Origin of the sequence: Streptomyces sp. 150FB (assembly GCF_000818195.1) — a bacterium.
Classification (GTDB): domain Bacteria; phylum Actinomycetota; class Actinomycetes; order Streptomycetales; family Streptomycetaceae; genus Streptomyces.
In genome coordinates this window covers 3628009-3642414 of sequence record NZ_JTHL01000001.1, presented here as the reverse complement: position 1 = coordinate 3642414, position 14406 = coordinate 3628009, and the positions used below count along the sequence as shown (strand labels likewise).

Annotated in this window: 10 protein-coding genes and 2 pseudogenes; 6 read left to right on the top strand and 6 right to left on the bottom strand. The window is 71.4% G+C overall.

Going from position 1 to position 14406, the window contains the following annotated elements:
• Positions 1–637 (top strand): annotated as a pseudogene (locus QR77_RS15550) (hypothetical protein); the annotation flags it as partial.
• Positions 638–754: 117 nt separating this feature from the next.
• Here the strand turns inward: QR77_RS15550 and QR77_RS15545 are convergent.
• Entirely contained in the window at positions 755–2050 is a 1296-nt protein-coding gene (locus QR77_RS15545; protein WP_040022369.1) for an ABC transporter substrate-binding protein, read from the bottom strand.
• Between the two features lie 205 nt (positions 2051–2255).
• Between QR77_RS15545 and QR77_RS15540 the strand changes: the two genes are divergently transcribed.
• Complete coding sequence (locus QR77_RS15540) at positions 2256–2702, top strand: hypothetical protein (RefSeq protein WP_040022367.1); 447 nt, start codon at positions 2256–2258, stop codon at positions 2700–2702.
• Between the two features lie 30 nt (positions 2703–2732).
• Positions 2733–3653, top strand: coding sequence for a formyltetrahydrofolate deformylase (gene purU, locus QR77_RS15535; protein ID WP_078876708.1), 921 nt, complete (start codon positions 2733–2735; stop codon positions 3651–3653).
• Between the two features lie 36 nt (positions 3654–3689).
• Here the strand turns inward: purU and QR77_RS15530 are convergent, their stop codons facing one another.
• Positions 3690–4361, bottom strand: coding sequence for a TetR/AcrR family transcriptional regulator (locus QR77_RS15530; protein WP_040022365.1), 672 nt, complete (start codon positions 4359–4361; stop codon positions 3690–3692).
• Between the two features lie 138 nt (positions 4362–4499).
• On the opposite strand from QR77_RS15530, the gene QR77_RS15525 reads away from it, so the two are divergent.
• Together QR77_RS15525 and QR77_RS15520 are read left to right on the top strand one after the other, a co-directional pair.
• Positions 4500–5633: an NAD(P)/FAD-dependent oxidoreductase gene (locus QR77_RS15525; protein ID WP_040022362.1), complete on the top strand. Its 1134-nt coding sequence runs from the start codon at positions 4500–4502 to the stop codon at positions 5631–5633.
• A 63-nt stretch (positions 5634–5696) separates the two neighbouring features.
• Positions 5697–6283, top strand: a pseudogene (locus tag QR77_RS15520) (histidine phosphatase family protein).
• 45 nt (positions 6284–6328) lie between these two features.
• On the opposite strand, the gene QR77_RS15515 reads toward QR77_RS15520, so the two are convergent.
• The 3 genes from QR77_RS15515 to QR77_RS42185 are packed head-to-tail and all read right to left on the bottom strand — an operon-like array spanning position 6329 to position 12767.
• A complete protein-coding gene (locus QR77_RS15515; protein WP_236710670.1) occupies positions 6329–7666 on the bottom strand; it encodes an extracellular solute-binding protein in 1338 nt (445 codons plus the stop codon).
• Positions 7663–8844, bottom strand: coding sequence for a hypothetical protein (locus tag QR77_RS15510; RefSeq protein ID WP_052488779.1), 1182 nt, complete (start codon positions 8842–8844; stop codon positions 7663–7665). The genes QR77_RS15515 and QR77_RS15510 overlap by 4 nt, the downstream gene beginning before the upstream one ends.
• Positions 8841–12767 (bottom strand): tetratricopeptide repeat protein, encoded by a 3927-nt coding sequence (locus QR77_RS42185; RefSeq protein WP_160310916.1) that lies wholly within the window; start codon positions 12765–12767, stop codon positions 8841–8843. The genes QR77_RS15510 and QR77_RS42185 overlap by 4 nt, the downstream gene beginning before the upstream one ends.
• A 70-nt stretch (positions 12768–12837) precedes the next feature.
• On the opposite strand from QR77_RS42185, the gene QR77_RS15500 reads away from it, so the two are divergent.
• Complete coding sequence (locus QR77_RS15500) at positions 12838–13224, top strand: trypco2 family protein (RefSeq protein WP_063798035.1); 387 nt, start codon at positions 12838–12840, stop codon at positions 13222–13224.
• A 26-nt stretch (positions 13225–13250) separates the two neighbouring features.
• Here the strand turns inward: QR77_RS15500 and QR77_RS15495 are convergent.
• Positions 13251–14406 (bottom strand): MDMPI N domain containing protein (locus QR77_RS15495; protein WP_052488777.1); only part of this gene is annotated, 1156 nt, incomplete at its 5' end.

Sequence of the window (14406 nt, the reverse complement as noted above, 5' to 3'; positions counted from 1 at the left end):
CGGCCGCCGTAAGTCCTCGCGCCTTCCGCTGATCGTGCTCGGCGTGGTCGCCATCGCCGCCATCGGGCTCGGCGCCGGCGCGCTGATGAGCGGCGGCGACGACACGGACAAGGACCACAGCGGGACGGTCGCCTCCACCGCGTCACCCGGCGAAGGCGCCTCGGCGCAGCCCGGCGAGGACCCGGCGAAGCCGCAGGCCGAGGCGCTCGACAAGCTGCTCGCCGACAGCAACAACAGCCGCTCGGCCGTCATCGGCGCCGTCAACAACATCAAGTCGTGCGACAAGCTCGACTCGGCGGCCGACGATCTGCACGGCGCGGCCAAGCAGCGCCGCGATCTGGTCAGCCGGCTGAAGGAGCTGAAGACAGACAAGCTGCCCGACAGCGCCGAGCTGGCGTCCTCCCTCACCACGGCCTGGCAGGCCTCGGCATCCGCCGACGACCACTACGCCCAGTGGGCGACCCAGGCCAAGAGCGGCAAGGTCTGCAAGGGCGGCCACCCGCGCCGGACCCAGGCGGCGGCCGAGGGCGACAAGTCGAGCGGCGACGCCACGGCGGCGAAGAACAAGGCGTCGAAGCTGTGGAACGCCATCGCCACGAAGTACGGCCTGACAAAGCGGGCCACGACGCAGCTCTAGACAGACGGCGCGCCCGGCACCGGCGCCCGGCACCCGGTACGGCCCGCTACGACCACGGCCGCCGGGAGCCGGGTGCCGGTGCCGCGGCAGCACCCGTACAACAGCGGTCAGGAGCCGTCAGAAGCCGTCGGCGGTGTTCTGGAGCGTCGCGCCCACGTTCACGAACCCCTTCCGCTCCGCCACCAGCCGCCCGCCGCGCACCACCTGGAAGGTCACGTCCCGGTTGACGATCCTCGGGAACCCGGACGCCCCCAGCATGTCCTGGAAGCGCCAGCGCAGCGGCGGCGTGAGACCACCCGTGTCCACCGTCACCCCCCGGTCGATGGTGTCCACGATCTTGCCCGCCGTGACGGTGTTGTCGTGGATCGCCGAGACGATCTCCCGCAGGGCCGTGTACGCGATCCAGGTGGTCTGCACCCCGGGGTTGTCCGGGTCCACGTCGTCGTCCCCGAAGGCGTACTTGTCGATCACCTTGCGCATCGGCTGCCACGCCGGATCGCTCGACTCCGGGTACCACCCGGTGACGTACGCGCCCTCGAAGGGCCCGTCGGCGCCGCCCGTACGGTCGATGAGGGGCTGGTCGACGCTGCCGACCACGGACGAGACCCGGATGTCCCTGCCGTCCTGGGGGAGCCGCCGGTACGAGTCGTAGAACGTCTGGGTGTGGTCGCCGAGCACCGCCGTCACACAGCCGCCGTCACCGGCGCTGGAGCGCGCCTCGACGGCCTGCTCGGTGTAGTCCGTCGCGTCCTCCGCCGCCCGGATGTCGGTGGCCTGGTCGCGCTTGCCCTGGGTGAGCCCCGCGTCGAGCAGGTCGGGGAGATCGTCACCGGCGACGGTGTCGGGCCGTACGAGCGCGGTCTTCTCACAATTGCGCGCGAGCTGCCTGCCGTCGCCGGCGAGCAGGGCCGCCTGGCCGCCGTTGACCGGATACGAGAGGTAGGAGCTGAACTCCTCCTCGGAGAGGCCGTATCCACCCAGATAGGGGATCGCGGCGGCCTCCAGCGGGGCCATGAACTCCTGGCCGAACTGACTGTACGAACCGACGACCGCGTCCACGTCCTCGTCCACCGCCCGGCGGGCGCAGGTCGCCGCGCCCGAGGGATCGTTCCGCTCGTTGCAGGTCAGGACGCGCAGCTTGTGGCCGTCGAGTCCGCCCGAGGCGTTCACGTAGTTGGCGAAGGCCTTGGCCATGGCCGGCACGCCGGGCATGTTCGTGGCGTTCGTGCCGATCGGGGCCCAGGTCATGACGGTGATGGTGTCCCGCGCGCTCCCCGTGCCAGGGATGGCACCACAGCCGCCGGCCAGCAGGGCGAGTGCGGCCAGCGTGGCTCCTGCCACCGCCGCTCGGGAGGAGCGGACCCTGACGGTCCGGCGCGGGCGGTGGGATGATGAGCGTCGCCGTCCAGTCATAGGTAGGCACGCTTCCGCTCCCTGGGGAACGGCGCAGTGGGTGTACCTCAATGGAAGGTGACGGTGAGGTGAATTACCGGGGTCCGGCGCAGCGCATCCGGTCGTAACGTACGAGGAACGCACAAGGAACGTACGATCGACCATCGTGCAGCAAGCTTCTGAGAACTCTTCGAACCCTTCCCGTCGGGCCCGTCACTCCTCCACCATGGGTGTCATGCCCGTCAATGACATGCCGTGGTGGCGCTGGCGCAGCAATGTGCGCTCGGCGCTGCACATGCTTTCCGATACGAGGTTCCACCAGGAGTTCTGGCTCGCCGGCCGCGAGGGGTACGGGGACGTCACCGACGCCGTGTACCGGCTGGTGGAGGACACCTGGCTGGACAACTGGTCGGCCGAGAAATACGTCGGCACGATATTCAGGGACTCGGGCGAGGCCGCGCTGGTCGACGTCGCGGTGCTGCGCGTGCTGCGCATCATGCACCAGGTCGGCGCCGACGCGCCCGTCTCGGCCTACCTGGAGCACCACGGCTGGCCGGAGGCGGTACGGGCGGCGCGCGAGGCGCACGTACGGCTCGCGGCGAGCGACGGGGACGACCCGGACGTGGAGCCGCGCTCGCTGGACCTGCTGCGGATCATGACGCGCTCGGCCTGAGCGGGAGCCGCTGTGGGATCCTCTGAGGTCATGAACACCGCCGCCGCCACCGCGATCAGCACCAGCACCAGCACCAGCGCCAGCGGCACCGCCGGCGCCGCCGCCCAGGGGTACGTCCTGACGCTGTCCTGCCCGGACAAGCAGGGGATCGTGCACGCCGTGTCGAGTTCCCTCTTCATCACCGGCTGCAACATCGTGGACAGCCAGCAGTTCGGGGACCACGACACCGGCCTGTTCTTCATGCGCGTGCACTTCTCCGCCGACTCCCCGGTGACCCTGGAGAAGCTGCGGGCGAGCTTCGGGGCGGTCGGCGACGCCTTCGCGATGGACTGGGAGATCCACCGCGCCGAGGAGCGGATGCGGATCGTCCTGCTGGTCAGCAAGTTCGGCCACTGCCTGAACGACCTGCTCTTCAGGGCCAGGACGGGCGCCCTGCCGGTGGACATCGCGGCCGTCGTCTCGAACCACGAGGACTTCGCCGGGCTGACCGCCTCGTACGGCATCCCCTTCCACCACATCCCGGTGACGAAGGACACAAAGGAAGCCGCCGAGGCCGAGCTGCTGGAGCTGGTCGAGGCCGAGCGGGTCGAGCTGGTGGTGCTCGCCCGTTACATGCAGGTCGTCTCGGACGATCTGTGCAAGCGGCTGAACGGCAGGATCATCAACATCCACCACTCGTTCCTGCCGAGCTTCAAGGGCGCGAAGCCGTACCACCAGGCGCACGCGCGCGGTGTGAAGCTGATCGGCGCGACGGCGCACTATGTGACGGCCGAGCTCGACGAGGGCCCGATCATCGAGCAGGAGGTCGAGCGCGTCGGCCACGGGGTCACGCCGGAACAGCTCGTGGCGATCGGCCGCGACGTGGAGTGCCGGGCGCTGGCGCGCGCGGTGAAGTGGCACGCGGAACACCGCATCCTGCTCAACGGCCACCGCACGGTGGTTTTCGCCTAGAACCCGAGCCCGGGGCCCCGGGCAGCGGCTGACGGGCTACTGACCGGCCGCGATCCCGGCCAGGACGAGGTCGACGCCGGCGAGGAACTCCTCGCGGTCGTCGTGCTCGCGCACGTGACCCGCGATGTTCCGGATGAACGCGTACTCGTCGGGATCGAGCTCCGCCCATGCGGCCGAGACGCTGCGGAGGAACTCGGTCCGGTTCGCCTCCGGCCGGGGCGCGCGGGCGTTGGCGGCGTTCTGGTTGCTCACTCCGAGGATGTAGTGCAACAGCGCGGACGCCGAGGTGAATTGGGCGGCTTCGGCCACTCCGAGCGCCTGCACCTGGCGTCCGAGGCGTTCCAGAAGGCCCAGCATCGGCGACTGCCACGACACGCGGGCGAGCTGGGTGCCGACCCAGGGATGGGCGTCGATCGCGTCGAAGACGCCGAGCGCGAGGGCGTGGACGGCCTCCCGGGGCGTCGCGTCGGCGGCGGCCGTGGTCATGGTGCCGGCGACGACGGCCTCGGTGGCCGCACCGAGCAGCTCGTCCTTGCCCGTGACATGCCAGTAGATCGCTCCGGGTCCGGTGCTGAGTCGTTCCGCCAGCGCGCGGAAGGTGAGCCCGCTCTCACCGGCGCTGTCGAGGAGTCCGACCGCCGCCTCGACGATGCGCTCCCGGGAGAGCGGTTCCTCTCGTCGCTCCGTCCGGCGCGTTCTGGTTGCCATGCGGCCATCCTGACATACCTGGAACGCCGTTCCAGCTTGACAGGAGTGGAACGCTGTTCCAGTCTGTCATTGGAACAACGTTCCACAGGTGACCTGCCGGGTGTCCGCCCGGCGGCCTGCGAGGGGAGGGAAGGCACCATGACCACTCCAGTCACGATCATCGGCGCGGGCCTCGGCGGACTCGTACTCGCCCGCGTCCTGCACGTCCACGGGATCCCGGTCACGGTCCACGAGGCGGAGCCCTCACCGGCGGCGCGGTCGCAGGGCGGGATGCTCGACATCCACGAACACAACGGGCAGCTCGCCATCGAGGCGGCCGGCCTGACGGACGAGTTCCGTGCCCTCATCCTGGAGGGCCGCCAGGCGATGCGGATCCTCGACCGGGACGGCACCGTGTTCTTCGACCAGCCCGACGACGGTACGGGCGGACGCCCCGAGGTGCAGCGCGGCGAGCTGCGGCGGATCCTGCTCGACGCGCTCCCGGCCGGCACGGTCCGGTGGGGTCACAAGGTCAGCGCCACCCGCGGCCTCGGTGAGGGCCGCCACGAGGTGACCTTCGCCGACGGCGCCACCGTCACCACGAGCCTGCTGGTCGGCGCGGACGGCGCGTGGTCACGGGTCCGGCCGCTGCTCTCCGACGCCACCCCCGCCTACCTCGGCATGTCCTACGTCGAGACCTACCTCTTCGACGGCGCCACCCGGCACCCTGCCGCCGCGAAGGCGGTCGGCGGCGGGGCGCTGGCCGCCCTCGCACCGGGGAAGGGGATCACGGCTCACCGCGAGAGCGGCGACACCCTCCACACGTATGTGGCGCTGTCGAAGCCGCAGGACTGGTTCGCCGCCATCGACTTCACCGATGCGGCGGCGGCCACCGCGCGCATCGTGCGGGAGTTCGACGGCTGGGCCCCCGAACTGACCGCCCTGATCACCGAGAGCGACACCGCGCCGGTCCTGCGCCCCCTCAACGAGCTGCCGATCGGGCACCGTTGGGGCCGGGTGCCGGGGGTGACCCTGGTCGGCGACGCCGCCCACCTCGCTGCCCCGAACGGCGAGGGCGCCAACCTCGCCATGTACGACGGCGCCGAACTCGGCACGGCCCTCGCCGCGCGCCCCGACGACGTCGAGGCCGTGCTCGCCGCGTACGAGCAGGCCATGTTCGCCCGGGGCGCCGAAGCCGCCTCCGACGGCGCCGAACTCCACACGCTCATGTTCGGCGACAACGCCCCCCAGAGCCTGATCGCCATGTTCACCGGAGACGAGCAGGCCGGGTGAGCGACGCCCGCGCCCAAGAAGTCATCTCATGTGGTGCTGGGGGCGCGAGATATCTTCGCGGCCATGGGTGAACTGATCCTGATCAGGCACGGCCAGACCGAGTGGAGCCTGTCGGGCCGGCACGCCGGCCGCACCGACATTCCACTGACACACGCGGGCGAGGAAGCGGCGAAGGCGCTCGCTCCGAGGTTGGCCGGACGCCGTCGACCGCCGTGTTCAGCAGCCCGCTGAGCCGCGCTGTGCGGACGGCCGAGCTGGCGGGCCTGACAGGCTTCAGGCCCGATCCTGACCTGCTGGAGTGGGACTACGGCGGCTACGAGGGCCTCACCGCGGTTCAGATCCGGGAGACGAAGCGGGGCTGGGACCTGTGGCGGGACGGCGTGGTTCCGGGCGACGCCGACCATCCCGGCGAGCAGTTGCGACAGGTGGCCGCGCGCACGGACGCGGTACTGAGCCGAATCCGGCCGCTGTTGAAGGACGGTGACGTCGCCGTCGTCGCTCACGGTCATCTGGCGCGCGTGCTCGCCGTGCGCTGGGTCGGTCTCGACGCGTCAGCCGCCCGACTGCTCGGCCATCCGCGTCCCGGCAGTCTCAGCTTCCTGACCGCCGAGGGCGAGCAGCCGTTCATCTCCGCCTGGAACGTCCCCTGAGGGCGGACCGGACGCTTCATGCCCGCCGGCGGTGGAGCTCGGCCTCTACGGCGTGACCGTCGGGCGTTGGCACAGGGTGCTCAGGAAGAACGCGCCGTCGTCCTGCTGTAGTTGACGCTCCGCCTCCAACTGTTCGAGCAGACTGCTGAGCAACTTCTCGTCCCGCGGTCTCTCCAGGAACTCCAGCACCGCCCGCTGGAAGGCCACCCGCAGGGTCGGCGGCATCGAGTCGGACGCGTCGAAGCAGATCCGGCTCGCGCCGTCGAGCAGTTTCAGCGCGGCCGCTGTCGCCTTCGTCTGCGGCCTGTCGCCGAGCACCATGTCACCGGCGAAGAACGGCTGTTCCTCCGGTCTCGCGGCGGCGGTCCAGTCCGCGCGGGTCTTGTCCGAGGTGAGCTGGGCCATCAACTCCCAGGCCGCGTCACTCTCCTTGAAGACCGCCGCGAGGTCTCCCGAGACCTCGAACTGGTTGAGGGGTTTCACGCCCGGGAGATACGCGGAGGTCGGTTCGGGCAGGATGTCGTCCTGGTAGTGCCTGCGTATGAAGGCCGCCGCGTGCTCATGCGTGCAGTCGCCGGTGTTCAGCAGGCCGTAGTGGCCGCCGCCGATGGACTCGAACGAGGTGGACAGCGCGCGCTGACCCGCTTTCGGGTCCAGCGCGGTGACCATCTTCCCCCACTCCTGCCAGGCGGTCCGCACCTTGGAGTCGGTCCACGGCAGTCCGCCGGTCGCCCAGTCGTCGTACACCGCGTAGCCCTGGCGCTGGAGCAGCAGGTCCTCGATCCAGTCCGTGCCCGGCCAGCCGGACGTCGGACCCGAGGCCATGCCGAGGCACCACACCGGTGCCTTGTCCGGTGCCTTCTTCGGTCCCCCGGCCGCCGCGGGGGCCTCCGGGCGGCTCCATACGATGCTCTTCAGGTCGACCCGCACCGGCACGGCGTACGCGTGGTCCGCCGCCTCGCCGCTCGCGTCCGGGACCGTGAAGCGCGGCGCCCACGGCCGGAGTGCCCGCTGCGCGATCTCGTCCGGCAGCGGCTTGGCGTCCCCGTCCTGGGCGTACCCCGCCAGGTCGCCGAGGCTGTTGAGCAGCGCCACATCGGGCGGCGCTCCCGCCCGTAACTGGGCGACGAGGGTCTCCCGCAGCGACCGGGTGCCCTCGTACGCGTAATGCCGGCCCGTGCGTTCGCCGATCTTCGCCAGCGCAGCCACGAAGGGCTTCTCCTCGCCGTCCGTCCACGGGCCGAGGACGACCAGCGTCCTGTCCTCCCCGGCGGAGCAGCCCGCCGTCACACCGACGGTCGCGAGCAGCGCGCCCGCCAGCAGCGCGCCCACCCAACCGGCCTTCGCCCGGCGGCGCTTGGTGCTTGTGCGAGGGCCTCTCACGGGTGCGACCTCCAGTGGATCTCAAGGTGCCTGCGGCCGTAGTGGAAGAGCGTCACACCGCAGGCGAGCGCGCCCGCGGTTCCGACGGCCAGCGCCAGCGCCCCGGCGAGCGCCCACTCGCCGGGATGCGACCGTTCGAGGCCGTCCGACAGCCGGCCGGACAGCGTCTCGATGGCGGAGTCCGAGGTGGTGTCCGCGTCGACCCGGGTGAGGTCGGTGACGGTCTCGCCCACCCGCTGCTGGGCACTGTGCTCGGTGACGCCGCCGAACGACAGCAGGATCAGCGCCAGCAGGACCGGTGCCAGGCATGTCGCCAACATCAGGCTGCGCAGGGAGAGTTTGCGCCGGATGAAGTCGAGCGTGCCGATGAGCGCGAAGGCGAGGACCAGGGCCGCCAGCACCGCGGTCGCCTCCATCGCGAAGGACAGCGTGCCCCAGCCCGACAAGTGCTCTGTCTCCAGGCGGAGTTGCTTCTCCAGCTCGTCGATGCGGTTGAGTACGGCGGTCGGCTTCTGGTCCGGGACGTTGTCGCGCAGCAGGCTCCTGGCGTACGCCAGACCCGACTCGCGCAACTGTCTGCTCTCGTGGTGGCGGTCGGCCCAGCCGATCCAGTCGTTGTAGGAGACGACGAGCCCGGACACCACATGCAGGTCCTGCTCCTGCGACTTCCGGAAAGCCGCCGTCTGCGCCGCGCGGTTGAGGCTCTGCGAGACCTGCGTCATCAGCGCGGGGTACTTCTCGCCGAGCCCGACCAGGTCGGTCTGCGGGAGCTGCTTGCCGTTCTTGTCGGAGCCGAGGCGGCGCGTGGCCTCCGTATGCGCCAGTTCCAGTGAGGTCCGCGCGTGGGCCAGGTCGATGAGGGCGGGGGCGTAGCGGTCGCGGAGCTGCTGCGTACGGTCGTGGACGTCGAAGTACGCCGCCCCCGAGAGGGCGAGGATCGACAGGGCGAGGGCGGGGAGCAGCAGGATACGGGCGAGGACGAACTGCGCCGTGTCCTTCCTGCCGCCGGACTCCAGCCCGCCGCGGGCCCACCGCCACAGCGCCGGAAAGAGCCTCGCCGCCCGCGAGGGGCGCGCACGCGCCTGGTCGCCCGTTTCGGCATCTGTACCGCCATCGGCGTACGCGTCGGCATCGGCGTACGCGTCCGCATCCGCGTCCGCGTCGCTGAACGTGCTCATGACCCGTCCCCTTTCCGCTCGTGCCGGCGGCGACGGCCGTGCTGCCGGCTGGTCGGACGCGTGCTGTAGGCGTTGTCGACGAGCGCCTTGGCGAGCGCCTTCTGCTCGTCACGACCCGTCTTCGGCACCTGCTCCCGGAGCAGCAGGTAGCTCTTGTACAGCTCGTTGCGCAACTCCCGTTCGGACAGCGGTACGTCGATCTCGTCCGGCAGCTCCGCGCGCAGCGCCTCCAGCGGGTCCGGCTGTCCGCGCCTGGCGGCCGAGACGACCAGCGTGAGCAGCAGCTCCCGCAGATCGGTGGTGAGCCGCTCCTTCGCCTGCCCGTCGGTGAGCCCGTCGTGCCGGTCGAGCCGGTGCAGCGCCTGATACGCCTGCTTGGCTGCGGCCACTGTCGGCGCGGCGCCGTCCTTCGGCAGGCCGGCGTGGATGCGGACCATGGCCGTACGGGCGGCGGTACGGTGCCGCGAGTCGGCCGGTACGGCTTCGAGCGAGTCGAGGGCGCGCGCCGGGTTGTCCCGGTCGAGGTGGATCCGGGCGAGGCCGAACGCGGCGCTGCCGAGCGCGTGGTTACGGTGCCAGACCGCCTCGTAGAACTCCATCGCCTGCCGGCCGTGGCCCAGCCACTCGTGGCAGTAGCCGAGGGCGAGCTTGGGCGCGAACTCGCCGGGGATCGCCGCGTAGACCCGGTCGAAGGAGTCGAGCGCCGGCTCCACCCGGTTCGCGGCCAGATGGAGCAGCCCTTCGTGCCAGTGCACCCGCCAGTCGTGCGCGGCCAGCGCGCCTATCTCCCGCCGCGCCTGCTCCAACTCCCGTACGGCCGCGACCATATGGGTACGGGAATCGGGGCCCTGGTCGCGCGCGGTCTCCAGGTGGAGCCGGCAGCGCAGCAGCGCCAGCTCCGGCGACCGCGACCACTCGTCGCTGAGCTGGAGCAGGCCCGCCGGGTCGTCGTACGAAGTGCGGTGCAGCTCTTTCCAGTTGAGGTCCTTACGGTCCGGCTTCGGCACCGGCAGCCCCACCGCGACCTCGGCCGGCTTCGGCGGCCGTACGACCAGCGGCCGCTTGCGCGCGCCGCCCGTCAGCCACTGGGTCAGCGCGGGGGCCTTGCCCAGCTCCCCGTCGAGAGCCGCGGCGGCGGGCGAGAAGAGCGGCGACGGCTCGAAGGTCTCCTCACCGAGCCGCAGCGAGCGCAACTCCCGCAGCACGCCACGGAGTTGTACGGACATCTCGGCCGCGTCCGCGAACCGCTCCTCCGGCCGGTCGGCGGTCGCCCGCAGGAGCGCCCGCTCCAGGGACTTCGTACCGAGGTCCGAGGGGTGCGCGGGGACATGGCTGAGCAACTCCTTCAGGACGGCGCCCACGCCGTACAGGTCGCCCGCGATGGTCATGGCGGTGGACGCGTCCAGCTCCGGCGGACGGTAGGTCACCGGGCCCGAGGAGCCGATCCGCCGGACGCCGGCGACGTCGATGAGCTTGATGCCCTTGCCGCAGTGGATGACATTGGTGAGGGAGAGATCGCCGTAGACGAGGTGCTCCACCTCGTGCAGATAGGTGAGCGCGTGCAGGATGAGCAGTCCGTACGCGACGATGAATTCGTGGACCCGGAAGCCGGCGAACGGCGGAACACTGCGCGCGATGCGCTCGGCGACCCATTCGAGAGATGCCCCGTCGGCGAACTCCATCACGATGAACTCGGCCTTGTTGGCCGGGTGATCGGGGTGCCGCGCGTAGTTGATGACCCGGATGACCGACGGGTGGTTGAGGCTGACGAGACGCAGCCGCTCCTGTTCGGCGAGGCGCAGCGCCGCGGGGTCGTCGCGGTCCCGCACCCCCTTGAGCGCCACGGGCCGTTTGACCAGCAGCAGATCGCGGGCGAGGTAGACCTGCCCGTAACTGCCCTGGCCGAGCCTGCCGACCACCTTGTACTGCCGGTGCAGTTCGTCGCCGGGCCGCAGGCCGGCGCCCTCGTCACCCGGGCGGCCGTCGGGAGGTTCGGGCTCGGGCTCGACGAGCACGTCGGGATCGCTGACGGTTATCACGGGCAGATCGGTCAGCTCGTCGCCCGGCGGATCGACGGTGTACCTGCTCGGCCGCTCGGGCCGGTTGAACCGCTGTACGGCCGCCACCGCGCGCAGCAGGGCGTCCTCGACGGCGATGTCCAGCCGGAACAGGTCGTACGGGAGGGAGTCGGCGGGGGCGGGAGCCTCGGAGGTGCCGTTAGTACCCGAAGCGGCCGAGGCGCCGGAAGCGCCCGCAGCGCCCGACAAGCCTGAGGCGCCCGACAAGCCCGAGGCTCCCGAGGCCGCCGGCCCTTGCAGGGCGCCGCTCGCACGCAGCGCGTCCAGCTCCGCCCTGAGCTGCCGGCCGCGCGGCTCGGGAGGCGCGTCCGGGGCGCGCGAGCCGAAGCTGTTGCCGCCGCTTCCCGGGGGGTTCTTCCGTAGCTGCCTCAACCGCTCCTCGATGTCGGTCAGTTCGGCCAGCCGGGCGGCGATGGCCTTGGCCCGGCGCTCGGCCCAGTGCGGGTCGAGCAGCTCGGCGACAACCTTGGCGAGCAGCGGCGAGCGCTGGTCACGGAAGACGAGCAGCAGCCGGCTGAGGCCGCGCCCGCGCAGCGCCCGCAACAGCGGCATCGCGTCCTCACCGGACGGGATCGTGCGGTCGACGGACAGGAACGCGGCGGACAGCGGCGGCCCTTCCTCGGCGATCCGGTCGAGCAGCGACCCGATGTGCGCCGCGTCGGCCGCGCTGCCCGGCGCGTCCGGGCTGTCCAGGCCGATCCGGTCGGCGGTACGGGTGACGAGCTGCGCGGCCGTACGTCCCGTGGCGTCGACGGCGATGTCGATCGTCCCCGCCCCCGGCTCGTCGGCGTCGCCACGCGAGACCGCGCGGGGGTTCTGCTCGCGGTCGGCGAGGGTGAGGGTGGAGTGGATGGCGTGCAGCGCGTCGTGTTCGCCGTCCCTGGCGAAGATCACCTCCACCGGGTCGGCGCCTGCCGTGCCCCCCGCTTCCGCTACCGCCGCCACCGCGGCGGCGGCGCCCTCCTCCAGCCAGCGCGTCACCTTGCGGCGCAGCCCGGGCGCGCGGCTCGTATCGGTCCTGCGGGGAGCGACGGCGATACCGCGCGAGACGGCGCGCGTCCCCGTCACCGTCAACCCGAGGAGTTCCGGCGGGAGATGCTTGAGGATGCTCTCGGTCGGGATCATGTAGGCGTGCCCGACGGGGACCTTGTGCTCCTCGGTCCCGTACTGATCGACCACGATCCCGATCACGCGGCGCGAGCGGCTGTGGACCACTCCGCTGCCGCTGAAGCCGGGCCGGATCGCGTACGGCGAACGCACCGGGTCGAGCTGTACCCACTCGGGCCCGGGGCCGCCGCGCCCCTTGAGCTCGGCGTCGATGTCCTCGCCGCCCCAGAGGTCCTGGGGATAACCGACCGTGTGCACCCGTTCGTCGCGCGCGGGTATCTGCCGGTGCAGCTTCGCCGGGGGGATGTCGGGTATCTCCGCCAGCTCCAGCAGGGCGATGTCACCGCTGAAGTACGTGGTGAGCGGCCGCAGATACTCCCGCATCACTTTGGCGCGCACGGGTCGCACGGCCCCTCGGGGCACCCCTGACCGTCCGGCCGCGGCGGCGGCGCGGGCGCCGGGGAACTCCGCGAACAACCGTTCCAGCGGGACGCGCTCGGCGGAGTGCCGCTGCCCGCCGTCCTGTCCCGGGCCCGGTCCTGGCTGTACGTGAGGCCCTGCGCCCCGGCCGTCGTCCGGCGTGTGCAGGACGACATGGGCGCAGGTCAGGACGAGACCGCCGGGAAGAAGTACGCCGGCGCCCAGTGGCTGTGCCCTGCCGTTGTCCCCCTGGAACAGCCGCACCCGCCAACCGCCTTCCTCCGCGGGATCATGGGAAGTGCGTGTGGGCTCCGTCATACTCGTCAACAATAACCACGGGGGGTGACAACTGCGCCCCACTCCGTGGTGATTGAGGGGGGTGAGTCGCATGGGCAGAAGTGAGGCGCGTGACGACGCGGACACCGTAGAACTGTCGGCCGTCATCGGCCGCATACGCCAGGAGCTGGAACAGGCTCAGTCCGAAGGCGCGCACAGTTCGATGAAGTTCCTCGTCGAGAAGGTGAGCGTCGAATTCGCCGTGCAGATTCGGCGCGAGGCCAACGCCAAGGCGGGGCTGCGGATCGGGGTGGTCACGGCCGACGGCGGCGGCTCGGCGTCCCGTGACACCACCCACCGCATCTCCGTCGAACTGAAGCCGCATGACGGTACGGTCAGGCCGGAAGGCCCGCATGTGAGCGTGGGCGGCGCCAATCAGCCGCAACTCCCGTACGTGTACCCGCCTCCGGAGCCGTCCCCGGAGCCGCAGGAGCCGTAGGAGCCGTAGGACGTGGCACTCTCTGCTCAGAGCCGGCTCAGCGACGCGGCGGCGAACAGCACATCCCTGATCGCCTCGCGGTCCCCCTCCTGCCCGGCTGCCGCTTCCTCCGGCGGCACATGACCGGCCACCAGTTGGCAGAACTCGACGCCGTCCAGGGCGACTTGAGCGACCGACCGTTCACGGGTGCCGATCGCGGCGGGGGAGTCGAGCGAGATGTACCAGTTGCCGCCGCCCGGACCCTCGACCTCCAGATGCAGCGAACGCCCGGGAGATCCCGCCGCCACGAGCTGCCGCGCGGGGGAGGCGAGCCCGGCGCGGCGGCGCGCCGCCAGGGCGGCGGGCAGCAACCGCGCGGCCAGGTCGATCATCTCGTGCAGATGGGCGCCGCTCGGATTGGTGTACGGATAGTCCACCGCGTCCGCGATGTCGCCGCCGTGCACCCAGCATTCGAAGGCCCGGTCGAGCAGCGCGTCCCGCAGCGGCAGGCTGAAGTCGCCGTACGGCACGGAGAGATCGGCCACCCCGCGCCCCGCGAAGGAGACCGTCCGGATGAGGGTGTGGTTCTGCTCGCGCCAGGGTCCGTGGAGGACACCGGTGGGCGGGAGGGCCGAGGCGCGCCAGTAGCTCTCCGTACGCCCGGTGGGCGCCGCCGGTGCGTCGGCGCCGAGCGGATCGTCGAGGCCGAGCGCCGCGCCCACCAGGCCGTCGACGATCAGCAGATGTCCGATGACACCGGCGACCGTGGTCTTCCGCGAGGTCATCTTCTCGTTCTCGAACCACCTGAGCCGTACGGGCGCCTGCCAGTCCGTCTCCCCGATGTCGCGCAGCAGCGCGTCGAGCCGTGCCGTCTCCGCGTCGTAAGGACCGGCCCAGTCCGGCACGGGGATCCGGGCGGGCCTGCGGTTCAGGCAGTTCTCCAGCACCCGGGAGCGCAGCCGGGGATTCAGGTCGAGGGTGTGGTCGGTGTGCAACAGTTCCACGGCGTCGCGCAGCCGCAGGGCCTCCTCGGCGCAGGAGGCGCACTCGGTGAGGTGGTCCTCGACGAGCGTGATCTCCTTGGCGGAACAGGCCGAGAGCGCCCACGCCCCGAGGAGCGACTTCAGCACCTTGTGCGAGAGCGGCGGAGCGGGCGGGACGCCGCCGGCGCCCGCGCCGGGGCCGGAGGCGGGCGGCTGCGGC

Excerpts from the sequence above, each read along its gene's own strand:
- QR77_RS15525 (WP_040022362.1), top strand. The coding sequence starts at position 4,500 with ATGACCACTCCAGTCACGATCATCGGCGCGGGCCTCGGCGGACTCGTA.
- QR77_RS15545 (WP_040022369.1), bottom strand. The coding sequence starts at position 2,050 with ATGACTGGACGGCGACGCTCATCATCCCACCGCCCGCGCCGGACCGTC.
- QR77_RS15530 (WP_040022365.1), bottom strand. The coding sequence starts at position 4,361 with ATGGCAACCAGAACGCGCCGGACGGAGCGACGAGAGGAACCGCTCTCC.
- purU (WP_078876708.1), top strand. The coding sequence starts at position 2,733 with ATGAACACCGCCGCCGCCACCGCGATCAGCACCAGCACCAGCACCAGC.
- QR77_RS15540 (WP_040022367.1), top strand. The coding sequence starts at position 2,256 with ATGGGTGTCATGCCCGTCAATGACATGCCGTGGTGGCGCTGGCGCAGC.
- QR77_RS15500 (WP_063798035.1), top strand. The coding sequence starts at position 12,838 with ATGGGCAGAAGTGAGGCGCGTGACGACGCGGACACCGTAGAACTGTCG.
- QR77_RS42185 (WP_160310916.1), bottom strand. The coding sequence starts at position 12,767 with ATGACGGAGCCCACACGCACTTCCCATGATCCCGCGGAGGAAGGCGGT.
- QR77_RS15510 (WP_052488779.1), bottom strand. The coding sequence starts at position 8,844 with ATGAGCACGTTCAGCGACGCGGACGCGGATGCGGACGCGTACGCCGAT.